Consider the following 17,133-nt stretch of genomic DNA (forward strand, 5'->3'; position numbering starts at 1 on the left):
TACTTCATTTCCCATAATAAAAGGTGCTGATAAGTGAAAATATCAGCATCTTTTATAGGTTCTACAAGACTTAATCTTGTTTTTTACGTTGCCACCAACCAGCTAAGCCTAATAAACTACCTAATAGCGCTAAGCCCCACAGTGGTGAAACTGTCTGGTCGTCAGTTTGTGGCAAATTGATTGCCGCTGTTGCTGCTTTCACCGTGTGATCCGTTGGTGTTGCAGCGGCACTTGTGCTTGTAGACTTTGGCTCAGAAACTACAGCCTGTGTCATTCCTGAATCAGTGGTAACTTTCACTGGCGTCTTACCCGTTACCTTATCAGGTATCGTTGGTGTTGGCCGTTGTGAATCCTCAACTGGATCTGGATTGATTTCATCGCCGTCACTAGTCTCCGTAGCCTGTTCATAGACATAACTAATCTCTATATCATTAGCTCCAAAGGTTCCGGTAGCATTAGTTGGTACTGTCACAACTTGGTACCCATCAATCGTCACTGGTTTGGTCGTATATTGCTCGCCAAGCTTTCCTGTAAATATCTGGTCCGCTGCAACCTGCTCACCATTAGTCGTGACATGATGAACCGTCACTGTCGTCGTCTGATCAGGCGTTGTTACCGGTGGCGTCACAGCATTAGCTTGATAGACAAAAGTCACTTCTGATGGTTTTTCACCATACATACCTGTAGCGATTCCCTGTGTTGATTGATACTTATAGCCTGCAATTGCTGGATATTTAGCATTAAAAGTAGTCCCTACTTGGCCAGTCAATACTTCATCGGCTTGAAGCGTTTTACCGTTTACATCCTGATAATGTACTGTTACCGTCGAGTTGACTGCTTGATACACTAACGTAACTTCTACCGAGGTGTCACCATACGTCCCATCAAGGGTACCTTGGACAGTTTGATACTTGTAACCAGTAATCGTTGGCGTCTTAACTATATAATCAGTCCCGATTTGACCGGTCAGTGTGCTGTCTTTTTGAAGCGTTTTACCATTAACATCTTGATAATGTACCGTTACGGTCGAGTAAACGTCGTCATAAACAAACGTGACTTCCGTTGGCGCGTCACCATACGTACCGGTCGCATTGCCTTGCGTTGACTGGTATTTATAGCCCACTAGGGTTGGTGCCTTAACTGCAAAGTTAGAACCAACTTGACCCGTTAACACATCATCCTTTTGAATCGTTTTACCATTTGCATCCTGATAATGTACGGTTACCGTAGAAGAAACTGCTTCGTAAATAAAAGTGACTTCCGTTGGCATATCACCGTATACCCCAGTCGCATTGCCTTGCGTTGACTGATATTTATAGCCCACTAAGGTTGGTGCTTTAGCCGTAAAGTTAGAACCAACTTGACCCGTTAGCACGTCATCTTTTTGAAGCGTCTTACCGTTTTCATCTTGATAATGCACCGTTACCGTCGAGTAAGCTTCATCGTAAATAAAAGTAACTTCCGTTGGCGTATCACCATACGTGCCAGTTGCGTTGCCCTGTGTTGCTTGGTACTTATATCCTGTTAACGTTGGTGCTTCTACCGAAAAAACCGTTCCAACTTGACCTGTCAGCACTTTATCAGCTTGAAGTGTCTTACCATTTGCATCTTGGTAGTGAACAGTTACAGTCGAGTTAACCATTCGATAAACAAAATTAACCGTTTGTGCAGCGTCTCCAAACGTTCCAGTTGCATTATCTGGTTGCGCAACTAGTTGATACCCTTTGAATTGTTTAGTCGTTGCCGTGTAGCTATCGCCAACAACCCCTGATAGAACTTCAGGATCAGACAGTACTTTCCCCTGCTCATCCACATAATTCACCGTCACTGGCTGAGCATCAGCAGCTACGATATATGGTGTAAACATATCCACAATCTCATTGCCATTCGCATCCGTAAAAATCGAAGCTAAATAGTAAGTGTATGGGTTTTGACTAACGGTATAACCTGCGTATGGGCTTGTCGTTGGTCCTGGCATGATTTGATTCTTAGTGACCTGATAAGCAAGCTGATCACCAGCTAATGTATTAGTTGCCCCACTATAAAATAACCGGATAACCGTTCCAGTTGGAGATACAACAATCGCACGACTAGCCGAATCAATCAGATTAAACGTCATTCCCTTTGGCGGCTTCACTGGGTTGACCATGGTGTACTTACCAGTTACCGGCACATATACCACACTACGATCAACAAACTGACTATTAATCTTAAAACTCGTCGTATACTGAGCGGAATCTAAGGACGAAAAATCCGCTATGTGATTACTAACCAGCGTTAAACTAACTAATTCCTTAAGATTAGCCAATGGTGTAATATCTGATATCCGTTGACTAGCTATCTGTAGCGTTGTTAATTTAGTTAGCGAAGCTACTGGCGTGATATCCGTAATATCGCCCCACATCTGCTTGCTGACATTGTAGTTATTCAGTAAATCTAAGTCCGTTATATTAGTGGCATACTGAAGACCCTCTAATGAGAACGTGCTCTTACCATCAATATAAGTAGAGTAAGGTTGCATATTAAGTTTAGTTAATAATTGTAAGTCTGCTTTACTAATATCAGCAGTACTGGACCAAGTCTTACCATAACTACCTTTATTTAAAGTCGCTAAAATTGCTTGTTGCAATGTTTTATTGGGCATCCATTGGTCAATGGTTTCGTCAGTTTTAACCATAGCTGCTCGGGATACCGGTTGACTGGCACGATCCCGCTTCAGTGCTGGAGTTGATTGATCAACAGCCGCAGTCGTCGTTTTGATAGCAGTATCAGTGGTAGTAGTCGTTATCGGTGTAGAAGTATTTTTTGAAGTAACTGTCGTCTCAGTAGCTGCCTTATCTTTAGATACTTCAGTTGTTTTCTGAACATTATCCGTTGTCACTTGCTTATCTTCAGACTCAGTCTTAGATGTCTCTGTCTTAGTGGTATCTGCTTGTGTCGTACTGGTTGCATTCGCTTTATCTGAAGTAGCTGTCGTCTGATCAGTGCTTGACGTCTCTGCAGCATCTTGCTGACTAGTAGTAGCTTTATCAGCTGTCTGGACTGCTTGATCAGTGGTTGTTGCTGTCTTTAAAGCAACGGTGGTACTAGCAGTCGTTGCTGCCGTCACTTTTGTCTGCGATACATCAGTTGACTGATTAACGTCAGTATCAGCCTGAGCATTAACCTCATTCCAAGTCCCTAGTGCTAGTGCCGTGGTTGTAATACCCGCTACTAGCCATTTTTTACCTTTTTTATACATCTTATAGTGCTGCTCTACCCGATTCACAATGATTCCCCCTATAAAAATCCAATCAATCATAATATTAAATTTGATTTGAATTTATATTTAAATAAATATGTAACAGTAATCTTAATTAACTTAATATCATAAAACAAATCTATCAGTAACGGTCAAACACCTATACTGTATTTGTATCTTATCATAAGTACAACGCTCTCAAACACGGTTAGCACTCGCTAATTAAGCGGTTACTAATTCAAATAATCTGTCTTTCCACGTTAGCCAGTTACTTTTTGCTAGTTATGATGTACTTAAACATTAATATCCATATAAAAAATCACCCAGTTTAAATAACCTGAGTGCTAATCAACAAATAACATCTACAACTGTTAACTACTGGTTCTCCACAACACTAACGACGAATTTAAATTACTAAAGAGGTGACTAAAATGTCATCGCTGCCGCATGAATCTTCTGCACACTGTTGATAACAAGTGGGAAACCGACATATGGCAACAGTTGGAGTGCGGACCAGATCAATTCACTTTCGGTATTACCAGCCTTGATGCTGCCACGCGCATGGGCGTTAATCTGGAAATCAACGTTTAACGTAATTAAAGCCATTAGTTCAAACCGTTCACGTTCCTGAACCGTCAATGCTAAACGAGCATAGTGATCATTGAAGAAATGCTCGGTCAACGATGACGCAATGAAGTCACCCGCATGGTCTGGGAGGTCCTGCAACAGGTGTTTAATTTCCGTACCATACAGATCAGCTTGGACTTGCGCACCAAAATCTTCTTCAGTCCGCATCTGTGGTGCCTCAACGGTTACATCGTTGCGCATTAACATTGCTTGAATTTCAGCAACTGCATCGCGTACCTTTAGACTGCCCACTACTGGAGCTAATTGGTAGACTACTTCTAAAATTTTTTCGGGTACGACTCCTATTTGTAACGCTTGTTGAACCTGACTATCAATTGCAGAAGTTGTGCCCTGTACGACCATTGCAACTAACGGCACCAACACCCGATCAGTACCCAGATGTGCCTGTCCCTGCTCCTCGACCGCACACAATAATGGTTGAATCAGTTGGTCAAAATCAGTCGTTGCTTTCATCTTTAACACACTCCTTAATTAGTCATAAATATTATTATTCAGATCCGCAATTTTTTGCTGCACAATCGCCAAATTAGTTGCCAACAAGTCTGCCTTGTCCTGCAACTCTTCTTGGTGGTCACTCATGATTGCTAAGCGGCCAGCCCTTCCTTCCGCACCTTGATCCAGTAACGCAATGTATTGGCGAATCTGCTTCAATGGCATATCGGTTAGTCGAAAACAATTAATCAGCCGAATAATATCTAAGCTCGCATCATTGAAGATTCGATTATTATTTTTATCGCGTTGTAAATCAGGAATCAGTCCTTTGCCGTCGTAATAGCGAATCCGATACGCTGACACCCCTGACGCTTGTTCTGCTTCTTTAATGGTATATTGCATAAAATCCCCCTGCTAGCTTCTTCATTAATTTTACGATTGTTAAGTTGCCTTAGCAACGTTCTAACCTGCTATGATAGAGTCAAATAACTTTTGAAAGTGTGATTTACATGTCTAATGAACAACCAATTGACGTTTTTGCGCACGTCTTAGCACCAAAATTTTATCAACAGATGCTTGCCATTGATCCTACCATTCCTGAAAAGGCGCCCTACGTCAACGCACCAGCCTTAACTGATATGGCCTTTCGACAAGCTAATGAAACTGTCGCAACTCAGCAAATTATCAGTATGATGAACCTGAATCCTGAAGATTTCGTTTCCGCTAAACCCGCACTGGAACTCTGTCGGGCGGCAAACGATGAGCTCAGTCAGCTCGTCACTGACCATCCAGATCTATTTTGCGGAGCTGTCGCCATGGTGCCTCTCAATAATTTAGACGGTGCCCAACAGATCATGACAGAACAAGTCGCCCCTAACCCTCAGTTATTTGGCGTGCAGCTCTTCACCAGAGCACTCGGAAAGTCGATTGCCGATGAAAGCTTTGACCCGATTTTCGCCACCGCTGAACAGTTAGGCCTACCAATTTGGCTCCACCCGGTCTTCGATGACCGCAAACCAGACAACAATATCGTCTTCAGTTGGGAGTATGAGCTAACTCAGGCGATGCTACAACTGGTTGCTGCCGGAATTTTCAAACGCCATCCACAACTGAAAATCATCGTTCACCATGCAGGTGCGATGGTGCCGTTCTTTGCCGGTCGCATTGATGCAATCTTACCAGCAGATCAGGCTCAGGATTTACACAAATTTTACGTTGATACGGCCATTCTTGGCAATCCAACCGCCTTGCAATTAACGACCGAATTCTTTGGCGCTGACCACGTCCTTTTCGGAACGGACGCGCCACTCGGCATTGCACCAGTGGGAGCTAGCCAACAGATTCTGACTGCCATTGACGACATGCCTGTCTCTGATCAAGTTAAACAGCAGATTCGTACTGACAATGCCCGTAAGCTATTAAGCTTGCCACGATGAGGTGACCACTTTTGACAAAAAAATCGCATAACCTCTGGGGGACGCCACGTAAAATCACCCAACAGATCCGCGAACGTAAGATTTCCTGGTTAGAACTCTTTTCTGACCTAGTCTACGTGGTTATTATCCATAACATTACGGTCGGCTTCGCTGCTCATTTCAATTGGAGTGGTTTGCTGACCTTCCTGATTCTATTCTATTTAGTCTTCAACAGTTGGAATAACTTGGCGATTTATTTTGACCTTCACGGTAACGACAGCGTTCGGACGACATTTCTAACGCTCGTTCAGATCTTGCTAGTCGCTCTGTTTGCAGGAAGTATCATCACCGCTTTTGACGGCCAATACCTAGCAACGGCGCTGGTCTACTTCGCCATTCAATTACTATTCATGTATATGTGGTGGACGACCGCACGCTATGATCCCGAACACATGCTCACGACGCGCCCCTATTTGATCTATTACACGATTGGCGCCGTCTTACTGCTTCTAATTCCGTTGATGAAGGCGACGGGTATCCAAGAGCTATTACTATTGGGCGTTATCTTCTTTGACTTCTTTGCCCTACTGTTTGAAAGTCCGAATTTTAATCGCGAATTCAAACAGCGTCATATTGCCTTTCAGATTTCACCGGCACTACTTGAACGTTACGGCCAATTTACTATGATCGTGCTGGGTGAATCGCTAGCCAACTTAATCGACTTATTCGACGAGGGACTGGCCTTACCTAAAATCGGCTTGTTCTTACTGTTAGTCATCAGTACCATCGCCATCTGGTGGTTGTATTACTCCTTGATGGACGATATTACCGTCAAGGAACGCAACTACCAAGGCTTAGTATTCTTTCGCGGATTACACATTAACTTCATCTTGTTCTTAAGCTTGGAAGGATTCTTCCTCACTGAGCTAGCCGATAAATCATCGCTCTGGATTCGTCTCGGTTATCTCATAAGTCTAGTATTAGTTCTGGTCACCTTAACCTCAATGGTCATCAATCGGCAACAACATACTGTTGCTAGAAAACAACTTTTCATCAGCGGTAGCATTGTCCTGATTGCTATCTTGCTGAGCACCCTACTTCCTAATATCTGGATGCTAATCTTAATTGACGTGGTACTCCTCAGCGCCTGCGTCTATCGGGAACGCAACGTGCTCAACGCCGAATCTTAGTGTTATCATACTAGCTTAGAACGGCGCTAAGGCAAGACCTATTTCAAATGATTTAGTATTACAAATACGGCTAGTCCTGTGTATAAGGACTAGCCGTATTTGTAATGCTATCTACCCTGTCTAAAATTGCTGTGTGAGCTCACTCAATAAACTGATCAATTGTTGAAATAACATTTGCCCACGTCACAGGGTCACATTGCTCAACAAACTCTAACTTTCGTTTTTCAAAATCCATTGATCTAAGTTGATGGGTCACTACCTCACCATTGACTCGAGCAGGTTGTTCAATGGTCACGTACGTTCCAAAAGAACGTTGCGTACTTGTAATTGGGCATATTAGACAAAAGCCAGTAAGCTTATTAAAAATCGTTTTACTGACAACAAGGCCGGGACGTCGTTTCTTAATTTCGTGTCCTATGGATGGATCAAAATTAATATAGACAATGTCTCCTTGCTCCGGGTTGTACATTACCCTTCCACCTCGTCCCACTCACGATCTTCTTCTGAAACGCTATCACGAAAGCCGACCCAATCAGACTCCTTAGCAAACAGATTATCACGCAGTGGCGTCATAACAAAGGTATCACCAATTTTAACAATTTTATATTTATCACCAGCTTCAGCTTTAAGTGCACTAGGAATAATTGCACCAACTGAGTTTCCGATTTTACGAATGGTTGTTTCCATATCAATCACTCCTTAAACATTCTTGTTATAACTAGTATAATTCGATTTAACGTACACTACAAGTATTTAACACACTACCTATCAATGTTACAAAAACAAATACGGTTAGCCCTTACTAAAGGGACTAACCGTATTTGTATTATCACTATGCTGCTACTCTATCCGCCGTAATCAACCGGCAATTAAAACGATTAATGGTCAGTCGGACATGCCGCACTGAGCTAGTCACGTAGTAATTCTTACCGCGCTGCTCAACGCTAGTCTTAGTATCCATCAAGATTTCTTGTACTAACACTTTAACTTCGGCCTCAGTCATCACTGTCTTCAACTTTTTATTAACCCGTTGAAAAACTAACTCAGTGTAACAGACTTGCTCTGAAAGCTGCTGCAATAACTCGTCCATCACATTAGTCCTCGTCCGCTGGTGCTTGCGTATTCGTTGCCGTGAAGGCCTGGCTAATTTGATTCAACCGCTGATAAGTTGCCTGAAACTCGCCGCCAAGTAAATCGAGCATCCGCCGTTCACTATTTTCAAAAAAGGCTTCGATCCCTTGGGCTAACTGCCGCGCCTTAGGAGTTAACAATAGCCGTTTATAGCGGGCGTCATCCTTAGCTGGCACCCGTAACAACAAGTCGTTGGCAACCATCGTCGTCACCAAACTGGACGCTGTCGCCTTGCGAATATTGAATTCATGCTCTAAATCCCGCTGAAAAATATCCTGTTGGGCCTCATGGTCAGCGATGTAATTGATCGTGCTGATCTGCGTTCCCGTTAATCCAAGCGTCTTGGCAAAATGGTCAGAGTCCCGCGCCAGGGCGTTATTCGCTTTTTTGATGGCAATCCCAATTGAATACTGCATGAAGCACCTCCGGAGTTAGTTCGTGTTTTTACTATCTAGCATTTTACGGTCCCAGTTAAGAAATGTCAATTTCAATTAATCACTTGATATCATCATATTTCAATGCTAAAATAGCTAATTAGTTCGAACTAGAACTATATTTAGAATTGGAGTTAAAAAGATGACTAAAAAAGTTGATACCAAATTAATTTTAGCCGTGATTGCGACCGGCCTGCTCTCGTTTTGTGGTGTGATTGTCGAAACGGCTATGAATATCACGTTCCCCGCATTGATGAAGGAGTTTTCTATTAATACGGCGACTGTTCAGTGGATGACAACGGCCTACTTATTAGTCGTGTCGATTATTGTCCCCATCTCATCCTTCTTGAAACGCCGCTTTAAGACTAAGACACTGTTCATTACCGCCAACTTACTATTTATTGCCGGTTTGATCATCGATGCCCTAGCCGGTAATTTCCAAATGCTAGTGCTCGGACGAATCGTTCAAGGATTCGGTACTGGGATTGCCTTGCCACTGATGTTCAATATCATTCTGGACTGGGTTCCTGATAATCAGCGTGGGACATTGATGGGTATTGGCACTCTGATTACCGCTATTGCCCCCGCCTTGGGACCAACTTTTGGCGGTATCGTCGTCAGCAGTCTTGGCTGGCATTGGATTTTCATTCTCCTATTACCATTACTAATTATTTCGTTGGTCTTAGGATTGATTTCGATTCGCCAAGCCCAACCAACCGTCCGAACTGGCTTCGACGTTGCGGGCTGGTTAAGTATTATCTTGATCTTCGTTGGCTTCACCCTAGCGTTCAGCAATCTGAATCAAATCGCCACCAAACCACTGATGGTCGCTGGTTTAGCTATCGTCGGTATCATTGGAATTATCTTATTCATCGCACGGACGCGGCGAGCAAAACAACCGCTGATCAACTTAGATATCTTCAAAGCAGCCTCGTTTAACTGGCACTTAGTGGGCTTCTTCTTAGTCCAAATCAACGCACTAGGCTTAGCGTTTATCTTGCCAAATTACTTACAGTTGGTCGATGGTCGCAGCGCAATGTTGGCCGGCCTATTCGTTTTACCGGGAGCCGCAATTGGAGCCGTCTTCGCACCTTTAGGCGGTCGTATTTTGGATCAATTCGGTGCCGCTAAGCCCTTATTGACCGGTGCTAGCATCTTAGTCGTTGCGATGGCATTGTTCGCTGGCCTCGCAATGGCCTTAAACGGCTGGTTAATTCTCGGCATCTACATTATCTTCATGGTCGGGATCGGCCTTATTATGGGGAACACGATGACCAGTGGTTTAGGACAATTGGACGTCACTTATCAGGCTGATGGCAACGCGGTCTTCAATACGCTGCAGCAATTTGCCGGCGCAACTGGAACCTCACTAGTGTCAGCCGTCATTACCCTAGTTCAGACGCAAAGTCACGGCAGTAGCGCACATGCCACGGCATTAGGATCAGCAATGGCCCTCTTATTATTACTAGTCCTAGTTGTTTTAAACTTAGGTGCATTGATGATGGCAATGCGGACGCGCAAATGCGCCTAATACACAAATCAAAAAGACCTTAACTTTATAAATTAAATGAGGTAGGAAATTCTCAACATTCGAGAATTTCCTACCTCATTTTTATACTTTTCAAACTCAATACCAAATTATAATTATATCTAAATCGTTAATAAATCTTTAGGCTTACTCAATAGATACGTTGGCTTTTCAGCCTTCACTGAAGCAGGATCAGCAGCACCCCACATGGCCGCCGCTGTTGCGATACCCGCATTATGTCCCATTTGCATGTCATACTTGGCATCACCAATCATGACACTTTTGGATGCGTCCAATGAGAATCGATCTAGTAAACTCAAAATGCCATCTGGAGCTGGTTTATAATGCGCAACCGAATCAGACCCACTAATGGCTTCGAACGTACTTCCCAGACCAATTTGGTCAAGATTACGTTGCAAAGGAACCGAGTGCTTGCTGGATACGACAAAGATATGTGAACCACGCTGTTTCAGCTCATTCAGAGTCGTCGCCATGCCTTCAAATAACTTGATTCCTTGTGCTTCAGCCAGTTGATATTGCTGCCGAAATACTGTGTAGAGCGTTTCTAATTCAGCATCCGTCAGAGTCTGATCAGCCATCTTGGCAAAGGAAACCTCGATAGGTACACCCATGTAGCTAACAACGGCATCCTGGGACGGCATTGTAAGTCCCTGCTTCACAAAAGCCTGCTGCGTTGCAGTTACCGCTACATTTTTCGTGTCAGCCACCGTGCTATCGAAATCAAACAAAAAATTCTGCATTGGTTCACCTCATCTAGATTAGATTTCCAAATTAAATACACTTCTGTGCACTAATATTTTGATTGTGATCCATTTTTTTCAGTTCACTAATTAAGCCATGACCGTATCAAAGTAACCTTTCAAATCACGCTTGGTTTCGGTCGACAACTCCGTGTATTTACATGACTCGATTGCGCCTTGTAATGAGTACAACATCTGAATGCAGGCCGTTTCATCGACTTCGCTGATCTGCTTAAAGACTTGTTTACTACCTGCCGACTGTAATTGCGCCGGCGTTGTCACACCAACTTGAATCAGCTTTTGTGCTAGGACTTTACCAATATTAGGTAAGGCGGTTAAATCTTTCATCGTGTCATCTCCATCATTTATTGGACAACTTATTTTAACGCTAGAAACGGCCAATCATCCAGCACCAATTGACCATAAAGTACCGATCATCATCTCATATGTTAAGGATGAAAGACGGCCAAACACTTGTCGTTACTACTTCAGTTGCGATTCCTTTGCACTCAAAAATCCTTCGATGGCTTGATTCAAATCGATGCCACTTTCATCGGCTAAAATGCTCAGCCACCAGATCGATTCACCAATCTTATCCGCCAACAATTGCTCATCTTTACCATCCGGCCAACTGCCAGCATGGGCCATCACTTGGCGCCCAACTAACCCTGCATCCGTTAAAAAGGCCAACGCATCTTGTTCAGTCGTCCAAGCATGCCCGTCTTGCTGCATTTCAAGTTGGTGATACTGTGCTCGAATAGCATTTGAGCGCTGTGATACTTCTTTAATTTCCAAAATATGCTTCCTCCATTTATTCTAATTAGTTAAGCCTATCATAAAGTTCATATGCGGTGATAGTGACTTGTTCAGAGTAAAGCCGCACGTGTCCACTATTTGTAAACCAGAATGTTAAATTCAAATTAGTTTACCAAACCTAATTTGTCTCACTTCACCTTGGCGTCATTTGGTACTAGTATTGATATCAAATAACACTAAACGGAGGAAATCCTATGCAAGATTCTGAAAAAACACGTTTAACAATTCACATGGATTTAGACCGCAAACAAAAAGCGGAACAAGTTGCTAACAATTTAGGTATCGACTTAACTGCTGCTGTAAACCTATTTATTTCTCAAATGATTAAAGAAAACGGCATCCCTTTCAAGCCATCTAATAATTCACTGGCAATTGATTTGGATCAGGCCCTAGCAGACGTTAAGAATGGCGATGTTACTCACTATTCTGTAAATGAATTTATGGCTCATCTAGACGAGGTTAAGGATTAGAAGGAGTGGCTTATCATGGTGGCTCCTTTTTTGTTTCAGTAACTATTCAGGTATCCATTAAAACTAGTCATTATTAAATTACTTACAGTCAATAAAACAGCTACCCGTAATCAAGCCAACGTTCAATTATGGGTAGCTGTAAGTTTAAATTTCATTTAGTGATTTGCAACCGTCACTGGTTCATGTAACAGGCTTGCTGGACTGAACAAGGTGTCAATCTGCTGATCAGACAACAGATGTTTCTCTCGTAACAAGTCCTTAACGGAGCGGTGGTCAGCTAACGCTTCTTTAACTAGCGCTGTCGTCTGCATATAACCTAAGTATGGTGCCAGAATCGTAGCGGTAATTGCGGACTGCTCAACTGCTTTAGCAGCACCTTGATCATTGACTTCAATTCCCTTGAGACACTTTTCAATCAAAGTCCCAATCGCATTCGTCAAGTGCGTTTCATTAGCTAAAATATCGCGGAACATAATTGGTTCAAACGCATTTAATTCCAATTGACCGGCTTCAGCGGCCATCGTCACCGTCACGTCGTTACCGATTACTTCAAACGCAACCTGGTTGACAACCTCTGGAATAACGGGGTTTACTTTACCCGGCATAATTGAAGATCCTGCCTGTTCACGAGGTAATTTCAATTCATTAAAGCCAGCTTGGGGGCCACTGCTGAGCAACCGCAAGTCATGGCACATTTTCGACAAATCAACTGCTAGCCCTTTTAGCGCTCCCGAAAAGGCCACGTAGCCATCACAGTTTTGAGTCGCGTCAATTAAGTCTGGTGCCAACGTTAAATGTAAATTAGTCAGTTCATTGAGTTCGGGCACAATCTGACGCTGGTAAGTACTAGTCGTATTGACGCCAGTACCGATTGCGGTTCCGCCCATGTTGACGCTGTGCAATTCTTCACTGGCAAATCGGAGCCGTTCCAAATCACGTTTGAATAGTGAATAATAAGCGTGGAAAGAGTGGCCAAAGGTTGTTGGCACTGCGTCCTGTAACTGAGTCCGCCCAACTTTAATCAAGTCTTCAAAATCATTAGCTTTGACGAGCAAAGTCTGAACTAATTGTCCTATGGCTTCCAATAGATCAGGTAATAGCTTCAGCATCGCCATCTTACCAGAAGTTGGGAACGTATCATTGGTAGACTGCGATTCATTCACGTCATCATTAGGATGAATAGAAACTGCGGGTGTCAGTTTTTCGGCTAAATGAGCAATCACTTCATTCACGTTCATGTTAGCCGAAGTCCCGGCACTACCTTGAATCGCTGGCACGATAAAGGCATCCCGGTATTGACCATCCAAGACAGCGTCACAAGCTTTGATAATCGCATCGCGTTTCTCAACAGTCAGTGTGCCTGCTTGTTGATTCGCAACCGCGGCGGCCCGCTTAATTTCTACTAAGCTTTCAACTAATAGTGGGTGAATCCGTTCACTACTAATTGGAAAATTCTCCACAGCTCGTTGACTATGGATACCATACAACGCTTCATCAGGAAGTTCTCGTTCGCCAATACAATCAGTTTCTAGTCTCATAATACATGTCGCCCTCTCAACGCTATAGTTTGTGATTAATTTATTAATCTTTCATTTGCAGTAGCATTGTAACGCTATCCTGATGCCCATCAAATAGCTGTGAACAGTTCCGAATTAAATAAGATTACAGCGCTTGAAACTTAACTTTTTTAAGTTAAAGCTGTTTAAACTTAATTATATTAATCATATTCAGGAAAAATGATTAACAATACATCGGTACCCTTTACCATATGGTTCATCTTTAATCGCTAGTACATGCCTAATTTATGTAGCCAGTTAAAACTCACAAGTAGAACTAACTACCAGCTCAAGTTACCGATCACAATCCCTCTCAAAGTTGACAATCACTCCAAAAAAGATTATGGTACCACAGTACCCAATAGGTACCGCGGTACCATTACATTTTAAAGGACTGATTAATTATGGAAGCAATCAAAACAGAACAATTAACCAAACGCTATCGATCATTTCAAGCTGTCAATCAAGTCAACCTCAGTGTTCAAACTGGTGAAATCTATGGTTTTATTGGTCTAAATGGCGCCGGTAAAACAACCACAATGCGCTTATTATTGAATATGCTAAAACCAACGAGCGGACACACCAAATTACTCGGTCAAAACATTCAACAGGTCCCGTCTGAGTTCTGGAATAATGTTGGCTATCTAATTGAAACGCCTCACGCCTATCCACATCTGACCGTAGCAGAAAATCTCGACCTGTATGGCCAATTACGCTTAATACCTAAATCCTTACGAAAACAACGCATCACAATTCTCATGGACCAACTTGAACTAACCCCGTACCGCAACGTTCCCGTTCAAAATTTATCATTAGGTAACAACCAAAAAATCGGCCTCATCAAAGCCCTGATACACCAACCTAAAATTTTATTGTTAGATGAGCCGACTAATGGACTTGATCCCCAAGGATTAGCAGTTGTTCGCCAACTGCTTACCCATTTAGCTCACGATGAAGGGGTGACGATCTTAATCTCTAGCCATATTCTCGGTGAGATGGAAAAAATGTTCACTACAATTGGCATTCTTGACCACGGCCAATTACTCAGACAACAAACGCGTGCTGACTATCTAAAAAGCGCCGACCAGCATTTAGCTTTAACTTTTGCTGATGCACAGACTACTACTCGCGCTCAGCAACTATTAACGGACCATCGAATCACTAACCGAGTAACTGCCCCGAACCAATTACAGTTAGCTGAAACTCAAGATACAACTGCCAAATTACAGTTACTGCTCCAGCATCAACTGCTTCCTATCGATTGGCACCAAGAAGTTGAATCGATGGCCAACTATTTCTTAAGCGTCATTCATCAGGAGGTCCCCACATCATGTTAACTAGCAGACGCCAACAGTGGTTTATCATTACGAAGATTGAACTACAAAAGATCTGGGCCAATCATCTCATTAGTCTGACCGTGGCCGCTTTTACCGCGCTGCTCTTGATTAAACGCGGCAATACTTGGGAAACATTCAGTAGTAACGCTTTGATTTTCTTAGTCTCAGTCGTCGGCTTAGTTGGTTTTGCCGTCATCAGTAGCTGGGTCTTCGCCCGCGAGTATACGGACGGGACTTTTAAAGATCTGTTGGCCTTACCCATTAGCCGTAGCAGGCTATTCTTTGGTAAACTCGTTGCCATTGAAATCGCAACATTTATCATTACCGCACTGGCTAGTCTGATTACACTGACCTTAGGGGTGATCCTATTTAGAACTTCAGTCACCACCCTAAACGTGCTTGCTTGGCTCAGCAAGGTCTGGCACGCCTTTGGGCAGAATCTCATCCTAGCTTACTTGTGGCCATTAGTCGCTGTCAAAACGAAGAATACCATCTTGCCAGCAGCATTAGCTTTCATTACGCTGATCATTGGGATTATCTTTGCCAGCCAACCACTCGGTCAATTCATTCCTTGGGCAATTCCAGGTTATACCATGGCAAATTCCGGCGTGCCACTTATCAGCCATTTCATCATCCTACTGATTGGTTACATCGGGATTTACGGCACCCTCTTCGTCTGGAAACATCAAGATCAAGCTTGAATCCCGGTAACGAAAACTGCATAATTAAGTCTAATAACAATAACGATGAGGTGACCTAATTGGCTGAACACCGCTGGGGAAAAGAATTAGACCAAGTAATCTTAACGGTCACTTGGGACTTATTAGCTCAAGTTGGCTATGACAAATTAACGATTAACGCCGTAGCACAGGCTTCTAAAACAAACAAAAATGCCATCTATCGACGGTGGCAGAATAAAGCGGAGCTAGTACTGGCAACAATTCAGTCACAAGCGCCAGCCCTCGATTCAAGTGTCCCAGATACGGGTAACCTAGGCGGCGACTTAACCGCCTTATTTACTAAATTCACACCACTACTGGCAACGGTACCTGCCGAAACCTGGCAACGGTTAATACCAGATGCGCTGCTAACTGCGGCTGACAACCAGGCGGTCGGTTCACTGGTAGCGGCTATTAACGGTGACAATTTAATTACCACGGCTACAGCCCAGATTATCGAGCAAGCAAAAAAGCGACGAGAACCGGTACGATCCGCTTTAAAATCAGAGCAACTAGCCTTACCTGCTCTATTATTGATCAATCAACTTATGTTGGCTGGTGCACTATCATCAGAAAAGATTGCTACGCTAGTCAATGACATCTTATTGCCAATCTATCTCGTTTCATAACGACATACTAATTACGCTCAAATAATCAACATCCCAAATACAGCTAGACCCGTTGATGACGGACCTAGCTGTATTTTTTATTATGGCGTTACGGTTCGATCAACATGGATTTTATTACGGTCAGAAAACCGAATCAGGTGTCTTTTGTTACAATCCCCGTCGAATCAGCGCCCACATCGCTTCAAATCGTGGCTGATAGTCCGACCAATTCCACGTGTCTTTGAAATTAGGCAGGGTAAAAATAGTGAACGCCGACAAGATGGTTTCAGAATGCTCGTGTTGCTCATCCTGATAACCCATGATCCGGTCGATTGCACAATACGCACTCGTCAATACTTTACGTAACGCGAGCGGATTATTATCCACGTACTCAGTATTTAAAATAAACATCTGCTCATCCGCACTGTAAGCCTCTTTTTTCGCATTCACAAAAGCCCACAGCCAATCGTGCAATTGGTCTTCACGACTAACAGAAGCAGCTTTGGGCGTACTCATCTCACTTTGAACCTGTTTGATAATGTGCTCCTCAAACCAGGCAAACGCCACCGCTTCCCAGATTGCTTGCTTACTATTAAAATGCTTATACAACGCAGCATGGGTGATGCCCAAAGTTGTCGCGATCTTAGTTAATGAAATATCAATCGTGCCGGACTCCTCAATCAAACGAGCAGCCGTTTCAACGATTAATTGTTGCGAAATTTTTGCCATACCGCATTCCTCCTGATCCGCTTATCAATGTATTCAGCATAACACGTTACAGTTCAGGTAACAATTATTGACTTTTGTAACTAAAACCATTATTCTATGTCAAAAGGTTACAAAATAT

Annotated in this window: 19 protein-coding genes; 7 read left to right on the plus strand and 12 right to left on the minus strand. The window is 43.1% G+C overall.

The genetic code is table 11. From position 1 onward, the window contains the following. Positions 1 to 70: 70 nt before the first annotated feature. The 3 genes from ACG95_RS11920 to ACG95_RS11930 all read right to left on the minus strand — a co-directional run bounded on the left by ACG95_RS11920 (position 71) and on the right by ACG95_RS11930 (position 4,723). On the minus strand, positions 71 to 3,268 hold the full coding sequence (locus ACG95_RS11920; protein WP_048000731.1) for a MucBP domain-containing protein: 3,198 nt from the start codon (positions 3,266 to 3,268) through the stop codon (positions 71 to 73). A 399-nt stretch (positions 3,269 to 3,667) separates the two neighbouring features. Beyond that, positions 3,668 to 4,342 carry a carboxymuconolactone decarboxylase family protein gene (locus ACG95_RS11925; RefSeq protein ID WP_048000732.1) on the minus strand — a complete coding sequence of 225 codons (675 nt, stop codon included), beginning with the start codon at positions 4,340 to 4,342 and terminating at the stop codon, positions 3,668 to 3,670. Between the two features lie 18 nt (positions 4,343 to 4,360). Continuing rightward, a complete protein-coding gene (locus ACG95_RS11930) occupies positions 4,361 to 4,723 on the minus strand; it encodes a MerR family transcriptional regulator (protein ID WP_048000733.1) in 363 nt (120 codons plus the stop codon). A gap of 107 nt (positions 4,724 to 4,830) precedes the next feature. Here ACG95_RS11930 and ACG95_RS11935 point away from each other — a divergent pair, with 107 nt between their 5' ends. Next, positions 4,831 to 5,757, plus strand: coding sequence for an amidohydrolase family protein (locus tag ACG95_RS11935; RefSeq protein ID WP_048000734.1), 927 nt, complete (start codon positions 4,831 to 4,833; stop codon positions 5,755 to 5,757). 11 nt (positions 5,758 to 5,768) lie between these two features. Continuing rightward, positions 5,769 to 6,926, plus strand: a complete 1,158-nt coding sequence (locus ACG95_RS11940; RefSeq protein ID WP_048000735.1) for a low temperature requirement protein A — start codon at positions 5,769 to 5,771, stop codon at positions 6,924 to 6,926. 139 nt (positions 6,927 to 7,065) lie between these two features. On the opposite strand, the gene ACG95_RS11945 is transcribed toward ACG95_RS11940, so the two are convergent. From ACG95_RS11945 to ACG95_RS11960, 4 genes are all read right to left on the minus strand, one after another. Then, positions 7,066 to 7,395 carry a type II toxin-antitoxin system PemK/MazF family toxin gene (locus ACG95_RS11945; protein ID WP_048000736.1) on the minus strand — a complete coding sequence of 110 codons (330 nt, stop codon included), beginning with the start codon at positions 7,393 to 7,395 and terminating at the stop codon, positions 7,066 to 7,068. After that, positions 7,395 to 7,613: an AbrB/MazE/SpoVT family DNA-binding domain-containing protein gene (locus ACG95_RS11950; protein ID WP_048000737.1), complete on the minus strand. Its 219-nt coding sequence runs from the start codon at positions 7,611 to 7,613 to the stop codon at positions 7,395 to 7,397. The genes ACG95_RS11945 and ACG95_RS11950 overlap by 1 nt, the downstream gene beginning before the upstream one ends. 145 nt (positions 7,614 to 7,758) lie before the next feature. Continuing rightward, positions 7,759 to 8,016 carry a DUF3781 domain-containing protein gene (locus tag ACG95_RS11955; RefSeq protein WP_048000738.1) on the minus strand — a complete coding sequence of 86 codons (258 nt, stop codon included), beginning with the start codon at positions 8,014 to 8,016 and terminating at the stop codon, positions 7,759 to 7,761. 4 nt (positions 8,017 to 8,020) lie between these two features. Further along, the gene (locus ACG95_RS11960; protein WP_048000739.1) at positions 8,021 to 8,473 is read right to left on the minus strand and encodes a MarR family winged helix-turn-helix transcriptional regulator; all 453 of its coding nucleotides are present in this window, start codon (positions 8,471 to 8,473) and stop codon (positions 8,021 to 8,023) included. Positions 8,474 to 8,633: 160 nt separating this feature from the next. Here ACG95_RS11960 and ACG95_RS11965 point away from each other — a divergent pair, with 160 nt between their 5' ends. Beyond that, positions 8,634 to 10,022 (plus strand): DHA2 family efflux MFS transporter permease subunit, encoded by a 1,389-nt coding sequence (locus ACG95_RS11965; protein ID WP_048000740.1) that lies wholly within the window; start codon positions 8,634 to 8,636, stop codon positions 10,020 to 10,022. Between the two features lie 119 nt (positions 10,023 to 10,141). On the opposite strand, the gene ACG95_RS11970 is transcribed toward ACG95_RS11965, so the two are convergent. The 3 genes from ACG95_RS11970 to ACG95_RS11980 all read right to left on the minus strand — a co-directional run bounded on the left by ACG95_RS11970 (position 10,142) and on the right by ACG95_RS11980 (position 11,575). Further along, a complete protein-coding gene (locus tag ACG95_RS11970; RefSeq protein ID WP_048000741.1) occupies positions 10,142 to 10,780 on the minus strand; it encodes an HAD family hydrolase in 639 nt (212 codons plus the stop codon). 90 nt (positions 10,781 to 10,870) lie between these two features. Then, on the minus strand, positions 10,871 to 11,128 hold the full coding sequence (locus ACG95_RS11975) for a TfoX/Sxy family DNA transformation protein (RefSeq protein ID WP_048000742.1): 258 nt from the start codon (positions 11,126 to 11,128) through the stop codon (positions 10,871 to 10,873). 135 nt (positions 11,129 to 11,263) lie between these two features. Then, entirely contained in the window at positions 11,264 to 11,575 is a 312-nt protein-coding gene (locus tag ACG95_RS11980; RefSeq protein WP_048000743.1) for a MazG-like protein, read from the minus strand. 215 nt (positions 11,576 to 11,790) lie between these two features. Here ACG95_RS11980 and ACG95_RS11985 point away from each other — a divergent pair, with 215 nt between their 5' ends. Next, on the plus strand, positions 11,791 to 12,066 hold the full coding sequence (locus ACG95_RS11985; protein WP_048000744.1) for a type II toxin-antitoxin system RelB/DinJ family antitoxin: 276 nt from the start codon (positions 11,791 to 11,793) through the stop codon (positions 12,064 to 12,066). A 155-nt stretch (positions 12,067 to 12,221) separates the two neighbouring features. On the opposite strand, the gene ACG95_RS11990 is transcribed toward ACG95_RS11985, so the two are convergent. Further along, positions 12,222 to 13,604: an aspartate ammonia-lyase gene (locus ACG95_RS11990; protein ID WP_048000745.1), complete on the minus strand. Its 1,383-nt coding sequence runs from the start codon at positions 13,602 to 13,604 to the stop codon at positions 12,222 to 12,224. Positions 13,605 to 14,026: 422 nt separating this feature from the next. Here ACG95_RS11990 and ACG95_RS11995 point away from each other — a divergent pair, with 422 nt between their 5' ends. Genes ACG95_RS11995 through ACG95_RS12005 form a run of 3 tightly spaced genes read left to right on the plus strand, consistent with a single transcriptional unit; the run spans position 14,027 to position 16,307 of the window. After that, positions 14,027 to 14,959, plus strand: coding sequence for an ABC transporter ATP-binding protein (locus ACG95_RS11995; RefSeq protein WP_048000746.1), 933 nt, complete (start codon positions 14,027 to 14,029; stop codon positions 14,957 to 14,959). Further along, positions 14,953 to 15,660: an ABC transporter permease gene (locus ACG95_RS12000; RefSeq protein ID WP_048000747.1), complete on the plus strand. Its 708-nt coding sequence runs from the start codon at positions 14,953 to 14,955 to the stop codon at positions 15,658 to 15,660. Before ACG95_RS11995 ends, ACG95_RS12000 begins: the two co-directional genes overlap by 7 nt. A gap of 59 nt (positions 15,661 to 15,719) precedes the next feature. Beyond that, positions 15,720 to 16,307 (plus strand): helix-turn-helix domain-containing protein, encoded by a 588-nt coding sequence (locus tag ACG95_RS12005; protein ID WP_048000748.1) that lies wholly within the window; start codon positions 15,720 to 15,722, stop codon positions 16,305 to 16,307. 147 nt (positions 16,308 to 16,454) lie between these two features. Here the strand turns inward: ACG95_RS12005 and ACG95_RS12010 are convergent, their stop codons facing one another. After that, the gene (locus ACG95_RS12010) at positions 16,455 to 17,015 is read right to left on the minus strand and encodes a TetR/AcrR family transcriptional regulator (RefSeq protein WP_048000749.1); all 561 of its coding nucleotides are present in this window, start codon (positions 17,013 to 17,015) and stop codon (positions 16,455 to 16,457) included. Positions 17,016 to 17,133 lie beyond the last annotated feature (118 nt).

The sequence above is a fragment of the Lactiplantibacillus herbarum genome, assembly GCF_001039045.1.
Lineage (GTDB): Bacteria > Bacillota > Bacilli > Lactobacillales > Lactobacillaceae > Lactiplantibacillus > Lactiplantibacillus herbarum.

What these genes read in the sequence shown, in the direction of transcription:
- ACG95_RS11965 (WP_048000740.1), top strand. Translation starts at nt 8,634, where the DNA reads ATGACTAAAAAAGTTGATACCAAATTAATTTTAGCCGTGATTGCGACC.
- ACG95_RS11950 (WP_048000737.1), bottom strand. Translation starts at nt 7,613, where the DNA reads ATGGAAACAACCATTCGTAAAATCGGAAACTCAGTTGGTGCAATTATT.
- ACG95_RS11935 (WP_048000734.1), top strand. Translation starts at nt 4,831, where the DNA reads ATGTCTAATGAACAACCAATTGACGTTTTTGCGCACGTCTTAGCACCA.
- ACG95_RS11975 (WP_048000742.1), bottom strand. Translation starts at nt 11,128, where the DNA reads ATGAAAGATTTAACCGCCTTACCTAATATTGGTAAAGTCCTAGCACAA.
- ACG95_RS11970 (WP_048000741.1), bottom strand. Translation starts at nt 10,780, where the DNA reads ATGCAGAATTTTTTGTTTGATTTCGATAGCACGGTGGCTGACACGAAA.
- ACG95_RS11955 (WP_048000738.1), bottom strand. Translation starts at nt 8,016, where the DNA reads ATGGACGAGTTATTGCAGCAGCTTTCAGAGCAAGTCTGTTACACTGAG.
- ACG95_RS11945 (WP_048000736.1), bottom strand. Translation starts at nt 7,395, where the DNA reads ATGTACAACCCGGAGCAAGGAGACATTGTCTATATTAATTTTGATCCA.
- ACG95_RS12010 (WP_048000749.1), bottom strand. Translation starts at nt 17,015, where the DNA reads ATGGCAAAAATTTCGCAACAATTAATCGTTGAAACGGCTGCTCGTTTG.
- ACG95_RS11925 (WP_048000732.1), bottom strand. Translation starts at nt 4,342, where the DNA reads ATGAAAGCAACGACTGATTTTGACCAACTGATTCAACCATTATTGTGT.
- ACG95_RS11930 (WP_048000733.1), bottom strand. Translation starts at nt 4,723, where the DNA reads ATGCAATATACCATTAAAGAAGCAGAACAAGCGTCAGGGGTGTCAGCG.
- ACG95_RS11960 (WP_048000739.1), bottom strand. Translation starts at nt 8,473, where the DNA reads ATGCAGTATTCAATTGGGATTGCCATCAAAAAAGCGAATAACGCCCTG.
- ACG95_RS11985 (WP_048000744.1), top strand. Translation starts at nt 11,791, where the DNA reads ATGCAAGATTCTGAAAAAACACGTTTAACAATTCACATGGATTTAGAC.
- ACG95_RS11990 (WP_048000745.1), bottom strand. Translation starts at nt 13,604, where the DNA reads ATGAGACTAGAAACTGATTGTATTGGCGAACGAGAACTTCCTGATGAA.
- ACG95_RS11995 (WP_048000746.1), top strand. Translation starts at nt 14,027, where the DNA reads ATGGAAGCAATCAAAACAGAACAATTAACCAAACGCTATCGATCATTT.
- ACG95_RS12000 (WP_048000747.1), top strand. Translation starts at nt 14,953, where the DNA reads ATGTTAACTAGCAGACGCCAACAGTGGTTTATCATTACGAAGATTGAA.